This is a genomic window from Streptomyces sp. enrichment culture (assembly GCF_964272855.1).
Taxonomy (GTDB): Bacteria; Actinomycetota; Actinomycetes; order Streptomycetales; family Streptomycetaceae; genus Streptomyces.
Genome location: NZ_OZ186847.1, coordinates 491,060 through 505,953, shown reverse-complemented (window position 1 = coordinate 505,953; position 14,894 = coordinate 491,060). Strand labels below are relative to the sequence as shown.

Annotated in this window: 15 protein-coding genes and 2 pseudogenes; 9 read left to right on the top strand and 8 right to left on the bottom strand. The window is 73.4% G+C overall.

From position 1 onward, the window contains the following. Positions 1 to 28 precede the first annotated feature (28 nt). Entirely contained in the window at positions 29 to 523 is a 495-nt protein-coding gene (locus ACSU6L_RS02080; protein WP_437052901.1) for an FBP domain-containing protein, read from the bottom strand. Positions 524 to 639: 116 nt separating this feature from the next. Between ACSU6L_RS02080 and ACSU6L_RS02075 the strand changes: the two are divergent. The 3 genes and pseudogenes from ACSU6L_RS02075 to ACSU6L_RS02065 all read left to right on the top strand — a co-directional run. Next, positions 640 to 980 (top strand): annotated as a pseudogene (locus ACSU6L_RS02075) (reductase); the annotation flags it as partial. Positions 981 to 1,092: 112 nt separating this feature from the next. Further along, positions 1,093 to 2,382 (top strand): ROK family transcriptional regulator, encoded by a 1,290-nt coding sequence (locus ACSU6L_RS02070; RefSeq protein WP_437052899.1) that lies wholly within the window; start codon positions 1,093 to 1,095, stop codon positions 2,380 to 2,382. Between the two features lie 72 nt (positions 2,383 to 2,454). Beyond that, the gene (locus ACSU6L_RS02065; RefSeq protein WP_437052897.1) at positions 2,455 to 2,718 is read left to right on the top strand and encodes a hypothetical protein; all 264 of its coding nucleotides are present in this window, start codon (positions 2,455 to 2,457) and stop codon (positions 2,716 to 2,718) included. Positions 2,719 to 2,734: 16 nt separating this feature from the next. Here ACSU6L_RS02065 and ACSU6L_RS02060 read toward each other — a convergent pair whose 3' ends face one another. The 3 genes from ACSU6L_RS02060 to ACSU6L_RS02050 form a co-directional block, all read right to left on the bottom strand. After that, on the bottom strand, positions 2,735 to 3,763 hold the full coding sequence (locus tag ACSU6L_RS02060) for an SDR family oxidoreductase (RefSeq protein WP_437052895.1): 1,029 nt from the start codon (positions 3,761 to 3,763) through the stop codon (positions 2,735 to 2,737). A gap of 284 nt (positions 3,764 to 4,047) precedes the next feature. Then, positions 4,048 to 4,713 carry an HAD family hydrolase gene (locus tag ACSU6L_RS02055; protein WP_437052893.1) on the bottom strand — a complete coding sequence of 222 codons (666 nt, stop codon included), beginning with the start codon at positions 4,711 to 4,713 and terminating at the stop codon, positions 4,048 to 4,050. A gap of 43 nt (positions 4,714 to 4,756) precedes the next feature. Continuing rightward, complete coding sequence (locus ACSU6L_RS02050) at positions 4,757 to 5,785, bottom strand: PHP domain-containing protein (protein ID WP_437052891.1); 1,029 nt, start codon at positions 5,783 to 5,785, stop codon at positions 4,757 to 4,759. A 138-nt stretch (positions 5,786 to 5,923) separates the two neighbouring features. On the opposite strand from ACSU6L_RS02050, the gene ACSU6L_RS02045 reads away from it, so the two are divergent. The 3 genes and pseudogenes from ACSU6L_RS02045 to ACSU6L_RS02035 all read left to right on the top strand — a co-directional run bounded on the left by ACSU6L_RS02045 (position 5,924) and on the right by ACSU6L_RS02035 (position 8,039). Then, positions 5,924 to 6,733 carry an SDR family oxidoreductase gene (locus tag ACSU6L_RS02045; RefSeq protein WP_437052889.1) on the top strand — a complete coding sequence of 270 codons (810 nt, stop codon included), beginning with the start codon at positions 5,924 to 5,926 and terminating at the stop codon, positions 6,731 to 6,733. A gap of 4 nt (positions 6,734 to 6,737) precedes the next feature. After that, positions 6,738 to 7,758: pseudogene (locus ACSU6L_RS02040) on the top strand (DNA topoisomerase IB). A 44-nt stretch (positions 7,759 to 7,802) separates the two neighbouring features. Continuing rightward, positions 7,803 to 8,039 carry a hypothetical protein gene (locus ACSU6L_RS02035; protein ID WP_073939908.1) on the top strand — a complete coding sequence of 79 codons (237 nt, stop codon included), beginning with the start codon at positions 7,803 to 7,805 and terminating at the stop codon, positions 8,037 to 8,039. On the opposite strand, the gene ACSU6L_RS02030 is transcribed toward ACSU6L_RS02035, so the two are convergent. The 4 genes from ACSU6L_RS02030 to ACSU6L_RS02015 form a co-directional block, all read right to left on the bottom strand. After that, positions 8,036 to 8,590: a VanZ family protein gene (locus ACSU6L_RS02030; RefSeq protein ID WP_437052887.1), complete on the bottom strand. Its 555-nt coding sequence runs from the start codon at positions 8,588 to 8,590 to the stop codon at positions 8,036 to 8,038. The two genes, ACSU6L_RS02035 and ACSU6L_RS02030, sit on opposite strands and share 4 nt — an antisense overlap. 74 nt (positions 8,591 to 8,664) lie before the next feature. Beyond that, a complete protein-coding gene (locus ACSU6L_RS02025) occupies positions 8,665 to 9,318 on the bottom strand; it encodes a DUF4230 domain-containing protein (protein WP_437052885.1) in 654 nt (217 codons plus the stop codon). Between the two features lie 189 nt (positions 9,319 to 9,507). After that, positions 9,508 to 9,882 carry an anti-sigma factor antagonist gene (locus ACSU6L_RS02020; protein WP_437052883.1) on the bottom strand — a complete coding sequence of 125 codons (375 nt, stop codon included), beginning with the start codon at positions 9,880 to 9,882 and terminating at the stop codon, positions 9,508 to 9,510. Between the two features lie 195 nt (positions 9,883 to 10,077). Beyond that, positions 10,078 to 11,028, bottom strand: coding sequence for an NADP-dependent oxidoreductase (locus ACSU6L_RS02015; RefSeq protein WP_073939904.1), 951 nt, complete (start codon positions 11,026 to 11,028; stop codon positions 10,078 to 10,080). A gap of 71 nt (positions 11,029 to 11,099) precedes the next feature. On the opposite strand from ACSU6L_RS02015, the gene ACSU6L_RS02010 reads away from it, so the two are divergent. The 3 genes from ACSU6L_RS02010 to ACSU6L_RS02000 all read left to right on the top strand — a co-directional run bounded on the left by ACSU6L_RS02010 (position 11,100) and on the right by ACSU6L_RS02000 (position 14,892). Further along, the gene (locus tag ACSU6L_RS02010) at positions 11,100 to 12,056 is read left to right on the top strand and encodes a GlxA family transcriptional regulator (RefSeq protein WP_437052881.1); all 957 of its coding nucleotides are present in this window, start codon (positions 11,100 to 11,102) and stop codon (positions 12,054 to 12,056) included. Between the two features lie 100 nt (positions 12,057 to 12,156). After that, positions 12,157 to 13,011, top strand: coding sequence for a hypothetical protein (locus ACSU6L_RS02005; protein ID WP_437052879.1), 855 nt, complete (start codon positions 12,157 to 12,159; stop codon positions 13,009 to 13,011). Positions 13,012 to 13,203: 192 nt separating this feature from the next. Beyond that, a complete protein-coding gene (locus ACSU6L_RS02000) occupies positions 13,204 to 14,892 on the top strand; it encodes an ATP-binding protein (RefSeq protein WP_437052877.1) in 1,689 nt (562 codons plus the stop codon). Positions 14,893 to 14,894: the final 2 nt, after the last annotated feature.

Here is a 14,894-nt window from a genome sequence, read left to right as displayed (position 1 = left end):
GGGCGTCGAACGTCCCTCATGGGTCCGTTCAGGCGTTCAGCTTGTCCAGGAAGGCGAACAGATTGCCGGTCATGCGGGCGATCTGCTCCTCCAGCGTCAGGCTCTCCTCGAACCTGGCACCGCTCTCCGGCACCTTCTTGCACCGCACGTAGAGCGAGCAGGCGAGGTCCGTGCACATGTACAGGCCGACCGAGTTGCCCTCGCGGCCCGCGGCCCCCGCCTTGCGGGCGGTCATCAGGGAGACCCCGCCACGCGGATGGCCGGTCAGGCACAGGCCGCACATGCTGCGCTGGAGGAAACCGCGCTGCGGGGGCGGGAAACGCAGGGTGACGCCGACCGGGCGCCCGTCGCGCTCGACGACCAGATAGCTGCGGTCGGGCGCTCCGGAATCCCGCCAGCCCAGGAAGTCGAGATCGTCCCAAGGGCGTTCGTCGAGGTCCCGGGGGACGGGCAGGCGCTTGGCCTCGCCCTTGGAGCAGTTGACGAAGGAACCGCGGATGTCCTTCTCGGTCAGCGGTCGCACGGGGTGCCTCCTGTAGACGAACCGAAAGCTAGGGGGTCTAGGTTTCGTGGGGTTCAGGGTAGGCGGCTGATGAATGGGGGTGCCATCGATTTATGACCTGCCTCGCAGTACGGAGTGCCCCCGACGCCGACTTCCTGGACGCCGACGAGCTGCGCGCCGCCGACGCGGCGGGAGCGGTCCGGCTGCGCCCGGCGTTCGGCGCGGCCCCGAGGGGGACGTCGCCTTCGTCCGGCACCGGATCGCCGCCGAGGCCGACGAGGTGGCGGAACTGCTCGTCGCCGGGGCCCGCGTGTACGTCTGCGGCGACGGCGCCCGCATGCCCCCGGGCGTGCGCGAGGCGTTCCGTACCCTGTACCGGGAACGCACCCCGGGCGCCGACGAGGCGGCCGCCGCCGCGTGGCTCGACACGCTGATCGCGGACGGGCGGTACGTGGAGTACGTGTACGTGGCGGGCTGACCGGACCGACCGGACACATGCCGGGAAGCGGAACGTCCCGCTTCGCTCAGCCCATTAATTAAGTGGTTGAGTAATATGGGGGCGCAGGCGGGGACGGTTCGGGAGGAGCCACATGGCGGAGCGGAACGGGCGGACGGTACGCGACCTCAGGCGGGCCAACCGGACGGCGGTGCTGCAACGGCTCTACTTCGACGGGCCGCTCAGTCGCTTCGAGCTGGGCCCGGCGACGGGACTCAGTTCCGGTTCGGTCAGCAACGTGGTCGCCGACCTCGTCGCGGACGGCCTGGTCGAGGAGGCCGGCAGCGTCGACTCCGACGGCGGCCGGCCCCGCACCCTGCTGCGCGTGGCCCCCGGCAGCGCCCACATGATCGGCGTCGACGTCGGCGAGACCCGGGTGCGGATCGAGCTGTTCGACCTGGCCCTCACCGAACTCGCTCGCGCCGAACGCCCCCTGGGCCAGCGGCGCTACGACGTCGACGTGATCGTCGGCCACATCCGCGACGGCGTCGCCGAGGTCACCGAGAGCGCCGGCGTCGACCCCGAGCGGCTGCTCGGCGTCGGCATAGGCGTCCCCGGCATCGTCGAGCGCACCCCGGAGCGCGGCGCCGTGGTGCACGGCCAGACGATCGGCTGGGACGCCGTCCCGCTGGAGGAACTGCTCCGCACCGGCTCCGGGCTCCCCGACACCGTCCGCTGGTTCATCGACAACGGCGCCCGCACCCTCGGCCAGGCCGAGATGTGGTTCGGCGGCGGACGCGGCGCCCGCAACGCGGTCGTGGTGCTGTTCGGCTCCGGCGTCGGCGCCTGCCTGGTCACCCCCGAGGTGGAGCACGGGCGGGCCGTCGAGTGGGGGCATCTGACCGTACGGGTCCGGGGCCGCCGCTGCCGCTGCGGCGCGCTCGGCTGCCTGGAGGCCTACGCAGGCGCCGAGTCGCTGCTGGAGCGCTGGCGCGAGGAGGGCGGCCGGCCGCCCGAGGGCACCGACGAGGAGACCTCGCTGAGCGCGATGCTCGCCGCCGCCTACCCGGCCGACGGCGGCACGGCCGACGCCGCCGCGCTCGCCGTGCTGGAGGAGACCGCCGAGTACCTGGGGGCGGGCCTGTCCGACCTGATCAACCTCTTCCAGCCCGAGCGGATCCTGATCGGCGGCTGGGCCGGGCTCCAGCTCGGCGCCGGGTTCCTGCCCGCCGTACGCGCGCACGCCAAGGCGTACGCCCTGCGCCACCCGGCCGAGCAGGTCACGATCGACCTGGGACGGCTCGGGCCGGACGCGGTCACCGTCGGCGCCGCGATCCTGCCGCTCGCCGACTTCTTCGCCCGCGGCGGCCGCCGCCCCGAGCCCGCCCCGCAGGGCCCCGCCCCGGCCTGGCGCGCGGTGCTGGAGGAGCGGGCACCGCGCTGAGCGGGGATTCCGGCGAGTGCCGGGCGGGTACTCGCGTGGCGCTCGAGAAGCCCGAGCCGAGAGGAGTACGTCGTGGACGAGCGCCGGGACGAAGAGCCGGGCCGGGGCACCGAGCCCGTGGGCCGGGACCTGCCCGACCAGCAGGTGAGCGAGGAAGAGGACCCGTGGGACGTGCCCATGGGGCCGTCCGGACCGGAGAGCACGCACCGCACCGAGGACGACGCCGCGTCCGCGGACGTCCCGGACACCGACGAGGCGGGCACCGGCCGGCGAGGCGACCAGCGCGCCGACACCGTGCACTCCGAGCATCCGGGGCCGGAGGAGTCGCCCGCCTGAACGGGGGCCGGGCGGCTCACCCGACCTTGCGCCCGCGCAGCGGTTCGGTGTCCGCCCCCGCCCCCTGCTGGAGGCCCTGCAGGAACTCCTCCAGCACCTCGGTGGCCGTACGGGTCGGCTGCCAGCCGAGCTCGGCATGCGCGCGGGAGCAGTCCATCAGCGGCAGCCTGAGGACCGCGTCGAACAGGTGCGGGGACGCGGGCAGCAGCCGCAGGCCCCACGCGGCGGCGATCGCCGAACGCGCCGCGGTGCGCGGCATCCGCACCGGCCGGGTGTTCAGCATCCCGCCCAGCAGCTCGGCGTCCACGGGCGGGTCCGCGGCGAGGTTGAACGCGCCCCGGACGTCCGACCAGAGGGCCAGCCGGTACGCCTCGGCGGCGTCGTCGGTGTGCAGCGCCTGCACCCGCAGTCCGGGGATGTCCGGCAGGAACGGCAGCAGCTCGGGACGCGCCAGCGGCCCCGGCAGGAACCGGCCGCCGAAGATCCGGCGCTGCTCGCTCGCCGACTCCCGCTTGAACAGGAACGCCGGGCGCATCCGCACCACCCGGGTGTCCGGATGGTCCCGCTCGAAGGTGTCCAGGGTCCGCTCCAGATAGGCCTTCTCCCGGCAGTAGGCGGCGTCCGGCCAGCCGTGCGTCGGCCAGGACTCGTCCACCGTGTGGTCCTTGGGGCCCGGCGAGTAGGTGCCGACCGAGGAGGCGTGCACCAGCGTCCGCACCCCGGCCGCGGCCACCGCGTCGAAGACCCGGATGCCGCCGAGCACGTTCGTCCGCCAGGTCCGCGCCGGATCGTGCGTCGGCTGGAACGCCCAGGCCAGATGGATGACGGCGTCCGCGCCGCGGAACTCGCTCACCAGGTCGGCCCGGTCCGAGGACAGATCGACCGCCGACCACTCCGTCTTCTCCGGCGCCCACTGCGGTGTCCGGCGGGCCAGCCCCCGCACCGAGCCGACCATCGGATCCTCCGACAGGAGGCGCACCACGCTGGTGCCGACGTTGCCGGTGGCGCCCGTCACCACGACCCTGCTGCCCGCTGTGCTGCTCACTGTCGGCTCCTCTCGGCCGGTTGCTCCGCGGGAGGGCCGAGTACCCGTACGAGAACAGGAAAAAAGCCCCGACCGGACGGGGGAATCACGGTCGGGGCGGCAGGTGGTGGGCGCGGATGGCGGTCGCCTCTCGGCGAGACGCTCCACAGGGCTTCAGCCGAACGATCGTCCCTGTGGGCAAAAGGTGAGGCCCGGGGACACTGTCCCATCCGCACCCACGGACGGTTCAACGGGCAACCACTTCGGTATGTTCCGGCATCCGCCGTCCCCGGCGGTGACGTGCGTCACGTCAGTGCCGCCAGGGGACTGTCCGCCAGGGACGCCAGCAGATGCGCGGGATCGACGTACACCGCGTCCGCGCCGGCCCGCTCCAGGTCGGCCCGCGGGATGCCGCCGCACAGCACGCCCACGCACCGCACCCCGGCCCGGCTGCCGGCCTTCATGTCCCACACCGTGTCGCCCACGAACACCGCCCGGCCGGCCGGCACCCCGGCCAGCTCCAGCGCCTGCTCGACCGGCTCGGGGGAGGGCTTGCCCGCCTCGACGTCCTCCGCGCTCGCCGTCGCGGTGATGGCGTCGTCCGCGTCGAGGGCGCGGCGCAGCGCGGACAGCTCCGGGCCGCTCGCCGAGGTGGCGAGGACGACCTTCCAGCCGTCGCCGTGCAGCCGCCGCAGCAGATTGCCGGCGTCCCGCAGCGCGGGCAGCCGGTCGAAGAACTGCCCGTACAACGCCTTGTGGGCGGTGCTCAGATCACCGTCCCGCTCCTTGTCCCGGTCCTCGCCCAGCAGCCGCTCGATCAGGTCGCCCGAGGGCAGTCCCACCGCGCGGTGCACGGCATGCATCGGCACCTGGTGCCCCGCCTGGCGGAAAGCCTCCCACCAGGCCGTGACATGGAGGTGATTGGTGTCGACGAGCGTCCCGTCGACATCGAACACCGCCGCACGTTCCATGATCCGCGTTCCCTTCCGCTCTTCGAGCAACGAGTCACCGAACTCAGGCCGCCGGAACCCGCCCCTCCCGGGTCCACGCCAGCAGCTCCTCCACCGACCAGCCGGTCACCACCCGCTCGGGCGGCACCCCGCACTCCTCCGCGCGCTCACACCCGTTGATCTGCCAGTCCAGCTGGCCCGGCGCGTGCGCGTCGGTGTCGATGGAGAACAGCACGCCCGCCGCCACGGCCCGGCGCAGCAGCCGGCGCGGCGGGTCCAGGCGCTCCGGGCGGCTGTTGATCTCCACCGCCGTGCCCGCCTCCGCGCACGCCGTGAACACCGCGTCCGCGTCGAACTCCGACTCCGGCCGCCCCCGCCCGGTCACCAGCCGCCCCGTACAGTGCCCCAGCACATCCGCGTGCGGATCGCGTACGGCGGTCACCATCCGGCGGGTCATCGACCGGGCGTCCATGCGCAGCTTGGAGTGCACCGACACCACCACGACGTCCAGCCGCTCCAGCAGCTCCGGCTCCTGGTCCAGCGAGCCGTCCTCGAGGATGTCGCACTCGATCCCGGTCAGCAGCCGGAACGGCGCCCACGTCTCGTTCAGCGCGGCCACCACGTCCAGCTGCTCCCGCAGCCGCTCGGCGGACAGGCCCCGCGCCACCGTCAGCCGCGGGGAGTGGTCGGTGAGGGCCACCCAGTCGTGCCCCAGCCCGATCGCGGCCCGCCCCATCTCCTCGATCGGGCTGCCGCCGTCCGACCAGTCGGAGTGCACATGGCAGTCCCCGCGCAGCAGCGCCCGCAGCTCCGCCCCGCCACGCGGCCGCGCCGGGGCCATGGCCTCGCTCTCCAGCTGCTCCAGATACCCCGGCACCTGCCCGGCCAGCGCCTCCCGCACCACCTGGGCGGTCTTCGGGCCGACGCCCTTCAGCGACTCCAGCGACCCGGCCTCGGCCCGCTGCCGCACCTCCTCCGCGGGCAGCGCCGCCAGCACCCTGCCCGCCGTACGGAAGGCACGCACCCGGTACGTCGGCGCCAGCGACCGCTCCAGCAGGAACGCGATCCGGTCCAGGGCCTCGACGGGGTCCATGGTCACCTCCTCGTCCAGGCCTCCAGAGTTCCCCAGGCCCCGCCGCCCCGCACCACGGAGCAGGCGGTTTGCCCCCTGCCTGCCCGGGTACTGCCGACAACCGCAGGACGCCGACGTCCCCGACCGGAGGAGGCCGCGATGTCCGTCCCCACCGCACGGCACCCCAAGAGCGCCGTCATCACCGGCGCCGACTCCGGCATCGGCCGGGCCACCGCCGTACGGCTGGCCCGCGCGGGCCTGGACGTCGGCGTCACCTGGCACCACGACCTGAAGGGCGCCGAGGAGACCGCCGAGGAGGTCCGCGCCCACGGGCAGCGGGCCGAGGTGGCGCACATGGACCTCACCCGGCTGCCCGACGCCGCGGACGCCGTCGACGAGCTCGCCGACCGGCTGGGCCGCCTCGACGTCCTGGTGAACAACGCCGGCACGGGCACCGCCACCCCGTACCTGGACCTGGAGCTGTCCACCGTCCGCGAGGTCCTCGACATCGACCTCGTCGGCCCCTTCCTGTGCGGGCAGCGGGCGGCCCGGCACATGATCCGGCAGGGCGACGGGGGCCGGATCGTCAACGTGACCTCCGTGCACGAGCACCAGCCGCGGGTGGGCGCCGCCCCCTACTGCGCGGCCAAGGGCGGACTCGGACTGCTCACCCAGGTCATGGCCCTGGAGCTCGCCGAGCACGGCATCACCGTCAACGCCGTCGCCCCCGGCGAGATCGCCACGCCCATGACCGGCCAGGAGGACACCGACGTGACCGAAGAACGCCGCCCCGGCGTCCCGCTGGGCAGGCCCGGCGACGCCCGCGAGGTGGCCGCCGTGATCGCCTTCCTCGCCGGCCCCGACGCCTCGTACGTCACCGGCGCCTCGTGGACCGTCGACGGCGGCATGCTCCGGATGGGCCCGCAGGCCGGCTCGCACCTGACCGGCGACGACTGGCGGCGCCCCTGAGACCGTGCGCCTGTGCTGCAGTTCCTGGGACCGCCCCGGCCTCACCCGGGTCCGCCACGGCCGCGGCTTCCACTACCTCGACCAGCACGGCGACCCGCTCACCGACCCCGAACGGCTGGTCCGCGTCCACGCCCTGACCGTCCCGCCGGCCTGGCGGGAGGTGTGGATCTGCCCCTGGCCCGACGGCCACCTCCAGGCCGTCGGCACGGACGACGCCGGACGCCGGCAGTACCTGTACCACGCGGAGTTCCGGGCCCGGCAGGAGAGGGCCAAGCACGAGCACGTCCGCGAGGTCGCCGCCGCCCTGCCCGGCCTGCGCACCCGCGTCACCGCCGACCTGTCCGGCCGGGGCCTGAGCCGGGAACGGGTCACCGCCTGCGCGGTACGCCTGCTCGACCTCGGGTTCTTCCGCATCGGCAGCGACCGGCACACCCGCGAGAGCGAGACCTACGGCCTGACGACGATGCGCCGCGAGCACGTGCGCTGCGGCCGGGGCGAGATCGCGTTCAGCTGTCCGGCCAAGGGCGGCGTGGACACGGTGCGGGCGCTGGTGGACGACCAGGCGCACGCGGTGGTCTGCGCCCTGCTGCGCCGCCCGGTGCGCGGCGGGCAGCGGCTGCTCGCCTTCTGGGAGCGGGGGCCTGGCACGACCTGCACGGCGACGACCTGAACGAGGAGGCCCTGCGCCGGCTGTCCGGCACCGAGATCACCGCCAAGACTTCCGCACCTGGCACGCCACCGTGCCGGCCGCCGTCGCGGTGGCCGTCACCGCCGAGGGCGGCCGCGGCACCCCGGCGTCCCGCCGCCGCCAGACGGCGCGGGCCGTCCGCGAGGTCAGCCACTACCTGGGCAACACGCCGGCGGTGTGCCGGTCCTCGTACATCGACCCACGCGTGTTCGAATTGTTCGAGCAGGGGCGTACGATCGCGCCCACGCTCAGCCGGCTCGGCGAGCACGGCGACTTCGGCCGGCCCGCGACCCAGGGAGCCGTCGAGGCGGCCGTCCTGGAGCTGCTGACCGCGTGACGCGTCCGGATGCCGATGGCCGGAACCGTCCTACGCTTTATGGCATGACCGAAGTCGCGAGCCCGCATATGTCCCACCCGCGGATCATGGTGCTCGGTGTACAGCCGGGCAGCCCGCCGTTCCGCATCATGGAGATCGACGGCGAAGTGGTCGGTCAGGCCAGGACCGTCACCGACGTCCTGAGGACCGCCGCCGCCTTCGGCATCACGGTGCACGACCTGGACGACCCGGACGTGGTGCGCTGGGTGGGCGGCGACAAGTTCACCTGGACGCCGCACTAGGGGGTGTCTCGTCGATCGTGCCGGCCACGTGCGTGCACCGCGCGTCCCAGCCGCCGTCCCAGCAGCAGATAGCCCGCCAGCGCGCCCGTCGTGTTGAGGATGACGTCGTCGATGTCGAAGGCGCGCCCCGTCACCATCGAGCCCTGGGCCAGCTCCACCAGCAGCATCACGAACGCGGTGAGCAGCAGCACCCGCACGATGCCGCGCGCCCGGGGCGCGAGCACCGGCACGAGGACGCCGAAGGGGACGCCGAGCAGCAGATTGCCGCCGACCTGCTTGACCGCGTCGCGCAGCGCGGGCTGGTCCAGATAGGCCCGCAAGGAGCGGCCCGGACGCAGGTTGCTGTGCGTCAGCGCCTCGGAGGCGGGGGAGGGCTCCAGCGTGAGCCGGGCCAGCACCACCGCGAACGCCACCATCATCACGAACGCGCACACCATCGCCAGCGCGCGGCCGCCGGCGGCGAGCAACCGCCGGGGCGCGGGCTTGCGCCCGCTGTCCTCCTCGGGTCGCGGCCGCGACGGTAACAGGGAGCGCAGGGCGCCCGGTACCATGCCGTCCTCCAGTCTTCAACTGCCGTACGGGGCAAGCCGGTTACCACCGGCAAGTCCTTCGATGCGGGGTCCGCTCAGCCGTTGCCGTAGCGCACCCGCACCTCCTTGAAGCCGAGGGAACCCAGCAGTCCCTCGAGCATGTCCGTGGTGTTCTTCTCGGCCCGCGCGGTCAGTCCGCTCTCCCTCGCCGCCTCGCCGATGTGCCGCACCGCGAGCCGCTGCACGGCCTGTTCGCCGTTCGGGTTGTCGGAGAACAGGTCGCCGAGCCGGTCGAGGAGCCCGCGCTGCTTGGAGACGGCGTAGGAGCGCTCGGGGTCGAGGGCCGGCGTGCCGAGCGCCGCGTGCGGCAGCCGCAGCGTGGCCGACGTCCGGTCCTCGTTCACCGTCACGTCGTCCTCGCCGAGCTTGCCGAGGTCGACGTACGCGTCGACGGTGCCCGCGCCCACGTAGAGGGTGCGGGTGCCGCGCACCGCGTCCGGCAGGTACTTGGCGTCCTTCTCCAGGTCCACCACCACCTGGAAGTTGCCGGACGCCGCCTCGTAGCGGCTGATGTCCCGGACCGACCGGAGCAGCGCCGGACCGGAGCGGTCGTGGGTCTCGGTGCCGAACACGTCCCTGAGTCCCGGGAGCACGCTGAGCCGCAGCCCGGCCAGCAGCACCACGAGCACCAGCACGACGGCGGCCAGGGCCTTCGCCCAGCCCGGTATCCGACCGAGGGAAGTCGCCATGGTGACGCACCACCTTCCTCCACCCGTTCGAATGCCCCTCAGTTGCCGTCCCAGACCGGTCAGTCGGCCATCTACGCTCCTTGCCGGGGCGCGCGAGAGCGCACCGGCGGTCTGCGCCCTGTTCGTGGTGACGAGGGCGGCCGGACCGTGGGTGCGGGGCGGCTGACGCGGTTCAGCGAGTGAACGGGTTCAGCGGGCGGGGCTTTCGGGACGGTCGAGGGCGGCGTCCCGGGTCGGCTGTGCGGGCAGCAGCCGTAACAGCCCCGCGGTGCGCAGCACCCGCAGGGTCTGCGGGTGGGCGCAGACCAGGGACAGCCGTCCACCGCGGGAGAGCACCCGGCTGCGGGCCCGGTACAGCAGGCGCAGCCCGGACGCGTCGAAGAACTCGACCGGGCCGAGGTCGATCACGATCCGCGGGGTGGGCGACGCGGTCGCGTCGTCCAGGTGCGGGGCGATCTCCTCGGCCGCGACGATGTCGATCTCCCCGCGGAACTCCAGGACCGTGTGGCCACGGTCCTGGAGGACGCGCACATACCGGGAGAGCGGTGCAGGCTCCTGCTGCACGACGACATCGCCTCCAACCAGCCCCGAGTCGGCGCACAACTGCGCGCCCTGCCCTGCAAGTTACCCTCGCGGACTGAATTTCAGCATGTTCGATTGACATATGTCTGTGAATTGCGACCGAGTTTTTTCGTGTCGTGAGCGAAGTGGCGCGACATGGCCGCTGACGACGCCGACGACGCGGCCGACGGCACCGCCTCAGTCCATCAGCAGCACCAGCTTCCCGGTGGTCCGGCCGGTGTCGCCGAGCCGGTGCGCCTCGGCCGCCTCGGCCAGCGGGAACGTGCCCGCGATCGTGGCGCGCAGCTGCCCCGCCTCGACCAGTTCGGCGATCGCGCGCATGCCCGTGCGGTCGGCGTCCACCAGCATCCGCAGCGCCCGCACTCCGAGCCGGTCGGCCTCCTCGTAGAAGTCGTCCGACCCGACCGGGAGGATCGAGACCACCAGCCCGCCCGGACGCAGGACCCGCAGCGAGCGCACGGACGTGTCGCCGCCGATCGTGTCCAGGACGACGTCGACGTCCTTGACCGCCTCGGCGAAGTCCGTCTCCCGGTAGTCGATCACCTCGTCCGCGCCCAGCTCCCGCAGGAAGTCGTGCTTGCCGGCGCTCGCCGTGCCGATCACGTACGCGCCGCGCGCCTTGGCGATCTGCACGGCCACGTGCCCGACCCCGCCGGCCGCCGCGTGGATCAGCACCCGCTGCCCGGACCGCAGGTCCGCCGTCTCCACCAGCGCCTGCCACGCGGTCAGCGAGACCAGCGGCAGCGCGCCCGCCTGGGTGTGGTCGATCCCGGCCGGCTTCGGCGCCAGGGCGCGGGCCGGGACGGTGACGTACTCGGCGTGCGAGCCGTGGCCGAACGGGTACGGCAGCATGCCGAAGACCTCGTCGCCGGGCCGGAAGGCGGCCACCCCGATGCCGGTCTCCACCACCTCGCCGGAGACGTCCCAGCCCAGGACGAAGGGCGGCTCGCCCAGGAAACCGCCGGTGGCGCGGTGCTTCCAGTCGGTCGGATTGACGCCGGCCGCCCGGACCCGTACCAGTACCTCGTTGGGCCGGGGGGCGGGCCGTTCCCGCTCGACGACCTTCAGGACCTCGGGACCGCCGAGGACGTCCTGGCTGATGGCTCGCATCGTGTTCACATCGTTCATGGTGAACCAGCCTGCCGGGCTCCGCCCGCCCGGACAATGGCATGATTGCCACTCTTCGATAGGATCGTGCCATGCGTGGTGAACGGCGGACCGAACGGGTCGTGGTCCTGGCGCTCGACGGCGTCTATCCCTTCGAGCTGGGCATCCCCAGCCGTGTCCTCGGCGCCGCCGACGGCCGGTACGAGGTGCTGACCTGCACCGTCGACGGCCGGCCGGTGCGCAGCAACGCCGACTTCACCATCGGCGTGCAGCACGGTCCCGAGGCCCTGGAGACCGCCGGCACGGTGGTCGTCGCCCCCGTCGCGCCGTCCGCCGTGACCGCCGAGCTGCCCGACGACGTACGGGCCGCGCTCGCCCGCATCCGGCCCGGCACCCGGGTGGTGTCCATCTGCACCGGCGCGTTCGTGCTCGCCGCGGCCGGGCTGCTGGACGGGCGCAGGGCCACCACCCACTGGCAGGTGGCCGACCTCTTCCGCAGCAGGTACCCGCACATCGACCTGGACCCCGACGTGCTCTTCGTCGACGACCACCCGTTCCTCACCTCGGCCGGGGCCGCCTCCGGCGTCGACGTCTGCCTGCATCTGATCCGCAAGGACCACGGCAGCCACCTCGCCAACACCGTCGCCCGGCGCTGTGTCGTGCCGCCGTTCCGGGACGGCGGCCAGGCGCAGTACATCGAGCGGCCCGTCCCCGAGACCGGGGCCGCCGCCACCGCCGCCACCCGGGCCTGGGCCCTGCAGCACCTCGACCAGCCGCTGACCCTCTCCGAACTCGCCGCGCACGCCCGGATGAGCCTGCGTACCTTCGCCCGCCGCTTCCACGACGAGGTGGGCCTCAGCCCCGGCCGCTGGATCGTCCAGCAGCGCGTCGCCCAGGCCCGCCAGCTGCTGGAGGCCAGCGACCTGACGGTCGACCAGATCGCGGCCCGGGTCGGCTTCGCCACCGGCGCCTCCCTGCGCCAGCACCTGAACGCGGCGATCGGCGTCTCACCCCAGACCTACCGCCGGACGTTCCGCGCGACCCGCTGACCCGGACAGAGCCGCCCGACGCCCCGAGGCGAACGTTCCGTCCCCTCACCCCGTCTCAGGAGCGGCAACGCACGGCGGTGAACAGAGAGCGGGGCGGCGGATGCGTAACAGGTTCTGGGCGGGCGCGGTGTTCACGATCGCGGCGGTCGGCGGGTGCGTCGGCGGCGGTGACGCGGACATCCTGGTCGAGGGCACGCCGCCCGCCACGCCGTACCGCGGACCGCTGCACGTGCCGGCCCCGGACCTCGCCCAGGACGGCCCGCGGGCGACCCGGATCGAGTCGGGTGCGGCGGGGCGGGCGCTGGAGTGCGACGGGGAGATCTACTCCGGTGGCGCGGGCGAGGCGTGGAGCGAGGGGGACGGCGGTGACACGCCCGAGGAGGGGCTGGCCGCCTACTTCGACATGGAGCAGCCCGGCGTACCGCGCTCCGGCTACCGCGTGGAACGCGAGGAGCGCGACCGTGTGCTGTTCTCGTACGACGTCGAGGGACGCACGAAGGTCGCGGTCGTCGTCGCCAAGGACCGCGAGAACGCACCGGGCTGGGGACCGGAGACCTCCGCCTCCTGCGACCCGGCGGAGCTGCCGGCGAGCTTCACCGACACCCAGTGGTACGAGATCTGGACAGATGTGCACGGCAATCGCGTCCCGATCACCGAAGTGAGCTCCTCGAAGGGCCCGGCCCACTGCGACTGGCAGGCCGCCCACTTCCTGGAGATGGGCAGCGGCGGCCACGACGGCGGCTACGCCCGCGATCCCGAGGGCGTCCTGCCCGATGGGATGCTCACCGGCGCGTACGACGGCGACGTCCGTATGCCCGCCGACGCCCGCGACACCGGGTTCCGCCGTGACGATCGTGAACTTTGGGTGACGGACGACCCCGCAAGGATCTACGTGCGCACCCCCGACGGTGTCGAGTCCTGGCCCAGGGTTGCGGACGGAATGGGGTGCCGCTGACCCCGGAGAGTGACGGAACCCTCACCTCCGTACCGGTGGTGAGGTTGATCCTTTCGCATTGAAACCAGATAAGCTCCCATCCAGCGCTGCGAGTTGACGCGATCGCGAACGGTCGGCTCGTGGTGCGTACTCATGAGTGCGGTCCCCCATGCACACCCACCTGATCGATCGTGTTGTTTTCGAAGGATGCAGATGGAACTCGCCACTCCGCCGCCGGCGGCGCGGCCCCCTGTCGCCTGGTACAGCTGGTGGCTGATGCCACTGGCCTTAGGGGGCGGGACGGTTGCCGCCACTTTCATGAGCTCGGAGCGAATAACCGCGGCCGTCGCCGGCGCCGCGGCGACGGCGGCCGGCTCGGTCTGTGTGCGCCTGCTCATTCGCACCCAGACCCAGCTGCGCCGTGCGGAGAGCGGGTTCCGCGCCGCCCAGGCCGAGCACTCCCAGCAGTGGCAGCAGCACATGGCCGGGCTGGAACGCAAGCACGCCGCCGACCGCGCCGCCCAGGAGGAACTGCTCACCGACCAGTCGCGGGCCTATGAGGCGCGACTCGCCGAGCAGTCCGAGGCCTACGAGGTGCGACTCGCCGAACAGGCCGAGGGCTACGAGGCGCGGCTCGCCGAGCAGACCGGCCTGTGGCAGGAGCAACTCGCCCACCAGCAGGCCGCAGTGTCCCACCTCGCCGACAAGCAGCTTCCCGAGGCGCTGAACCGGCTGCGCGCCGGTGACGCCATCGACGACCTGCTGCCCTCGGTGGACCGGTCCGCCAAGGTCGCGGTCGAACTCCAGGCCGACCTTCGCAAGGTATTGCGCACCGCGCTGATCAGCGTCGAGGAGGAGTTCAACCGCTCCACCTCCGCCGAGCAGGCCGTCGTCGGCATCGGCAACCGGATCCACGTCCTCACCAGCAAGCTGCGCGGCAGGCTGCACGAACTGCAGGGCGAGCACGGCCGTCTCCCGGCCGTCGCGCGCGGCCTGATGGAGCTGGACCAGGCGATCGGCCCCGCCGACTGTCTCGCCGCCAGCATCGGCGTGCTCGGCGGGTCGGACCGCCCGGGACGGCAGTGGCAGGAGCCGCAGCGCCTGCTCAGCGTGGTCCGCGGCGGCATCGGCCGGATCAAGGAGTTCCACCGCGTCGACGTACGCCATCTGCCCGAACTCGGCGTGGACGGCGGTCTGGTGGACCACCTCACGCTGATCTTCGCGCACCTCCTGGACAACGCCACCCGCTACTCGCCGCCCACCGAGCCCGTGATCGTCTCCGGCAAGGAGGTGCCGAACGGCGTCGGCATCGAGATCCAGGACTCCGGCAAGGGCCTGAGCGACGAGAAGAAGCGCGAGGCCGAGCACGCCCTCGCCGGCACCGCGTCCGGGCCCGGCCTCGGCGGCATCTCGGAGGACGCCAACATCGGCCTGCGGGTCGTCGGCGCCCTCGCCCGCCGCTACGGCATCCGGGTCACCTTCGCCGACTCGCCCTGGCTCGGCACCTCGGTGGTGATCGTGGTCCCGCACAAGTACTTCAGCCCGCTGCCCGCGGCAACCCCCGCCGTCCCCGCCGCGGCCGCCGCCCCCGCAGCCGCGCCGGTCACGGTGCCCGCCCAGGCCCCGGCGGAACCCGCCGACGCCGACGAGACCACGCCCGGCGGACTGCCCCGGCGCCGCAGCAGGCGCAGCGAGCCGGCCCGGCACCAGCCGGCCGAGCGCACCGGTCCGGCCGGTGAGGACACCGCCGTCCCCGCCGTCCCGCCGGACGCCTCCTTCGCCGGCCTGGCCGCCTTCGCCTCCGCCGGACGCCTGCCCGGAGAGGACTCCGGCCCGGCCACCGACCGCGCAACCACCGCCGGACGCGAGTCCGCCGAGCACCGCACTGAAGAGAGCGACTAGTC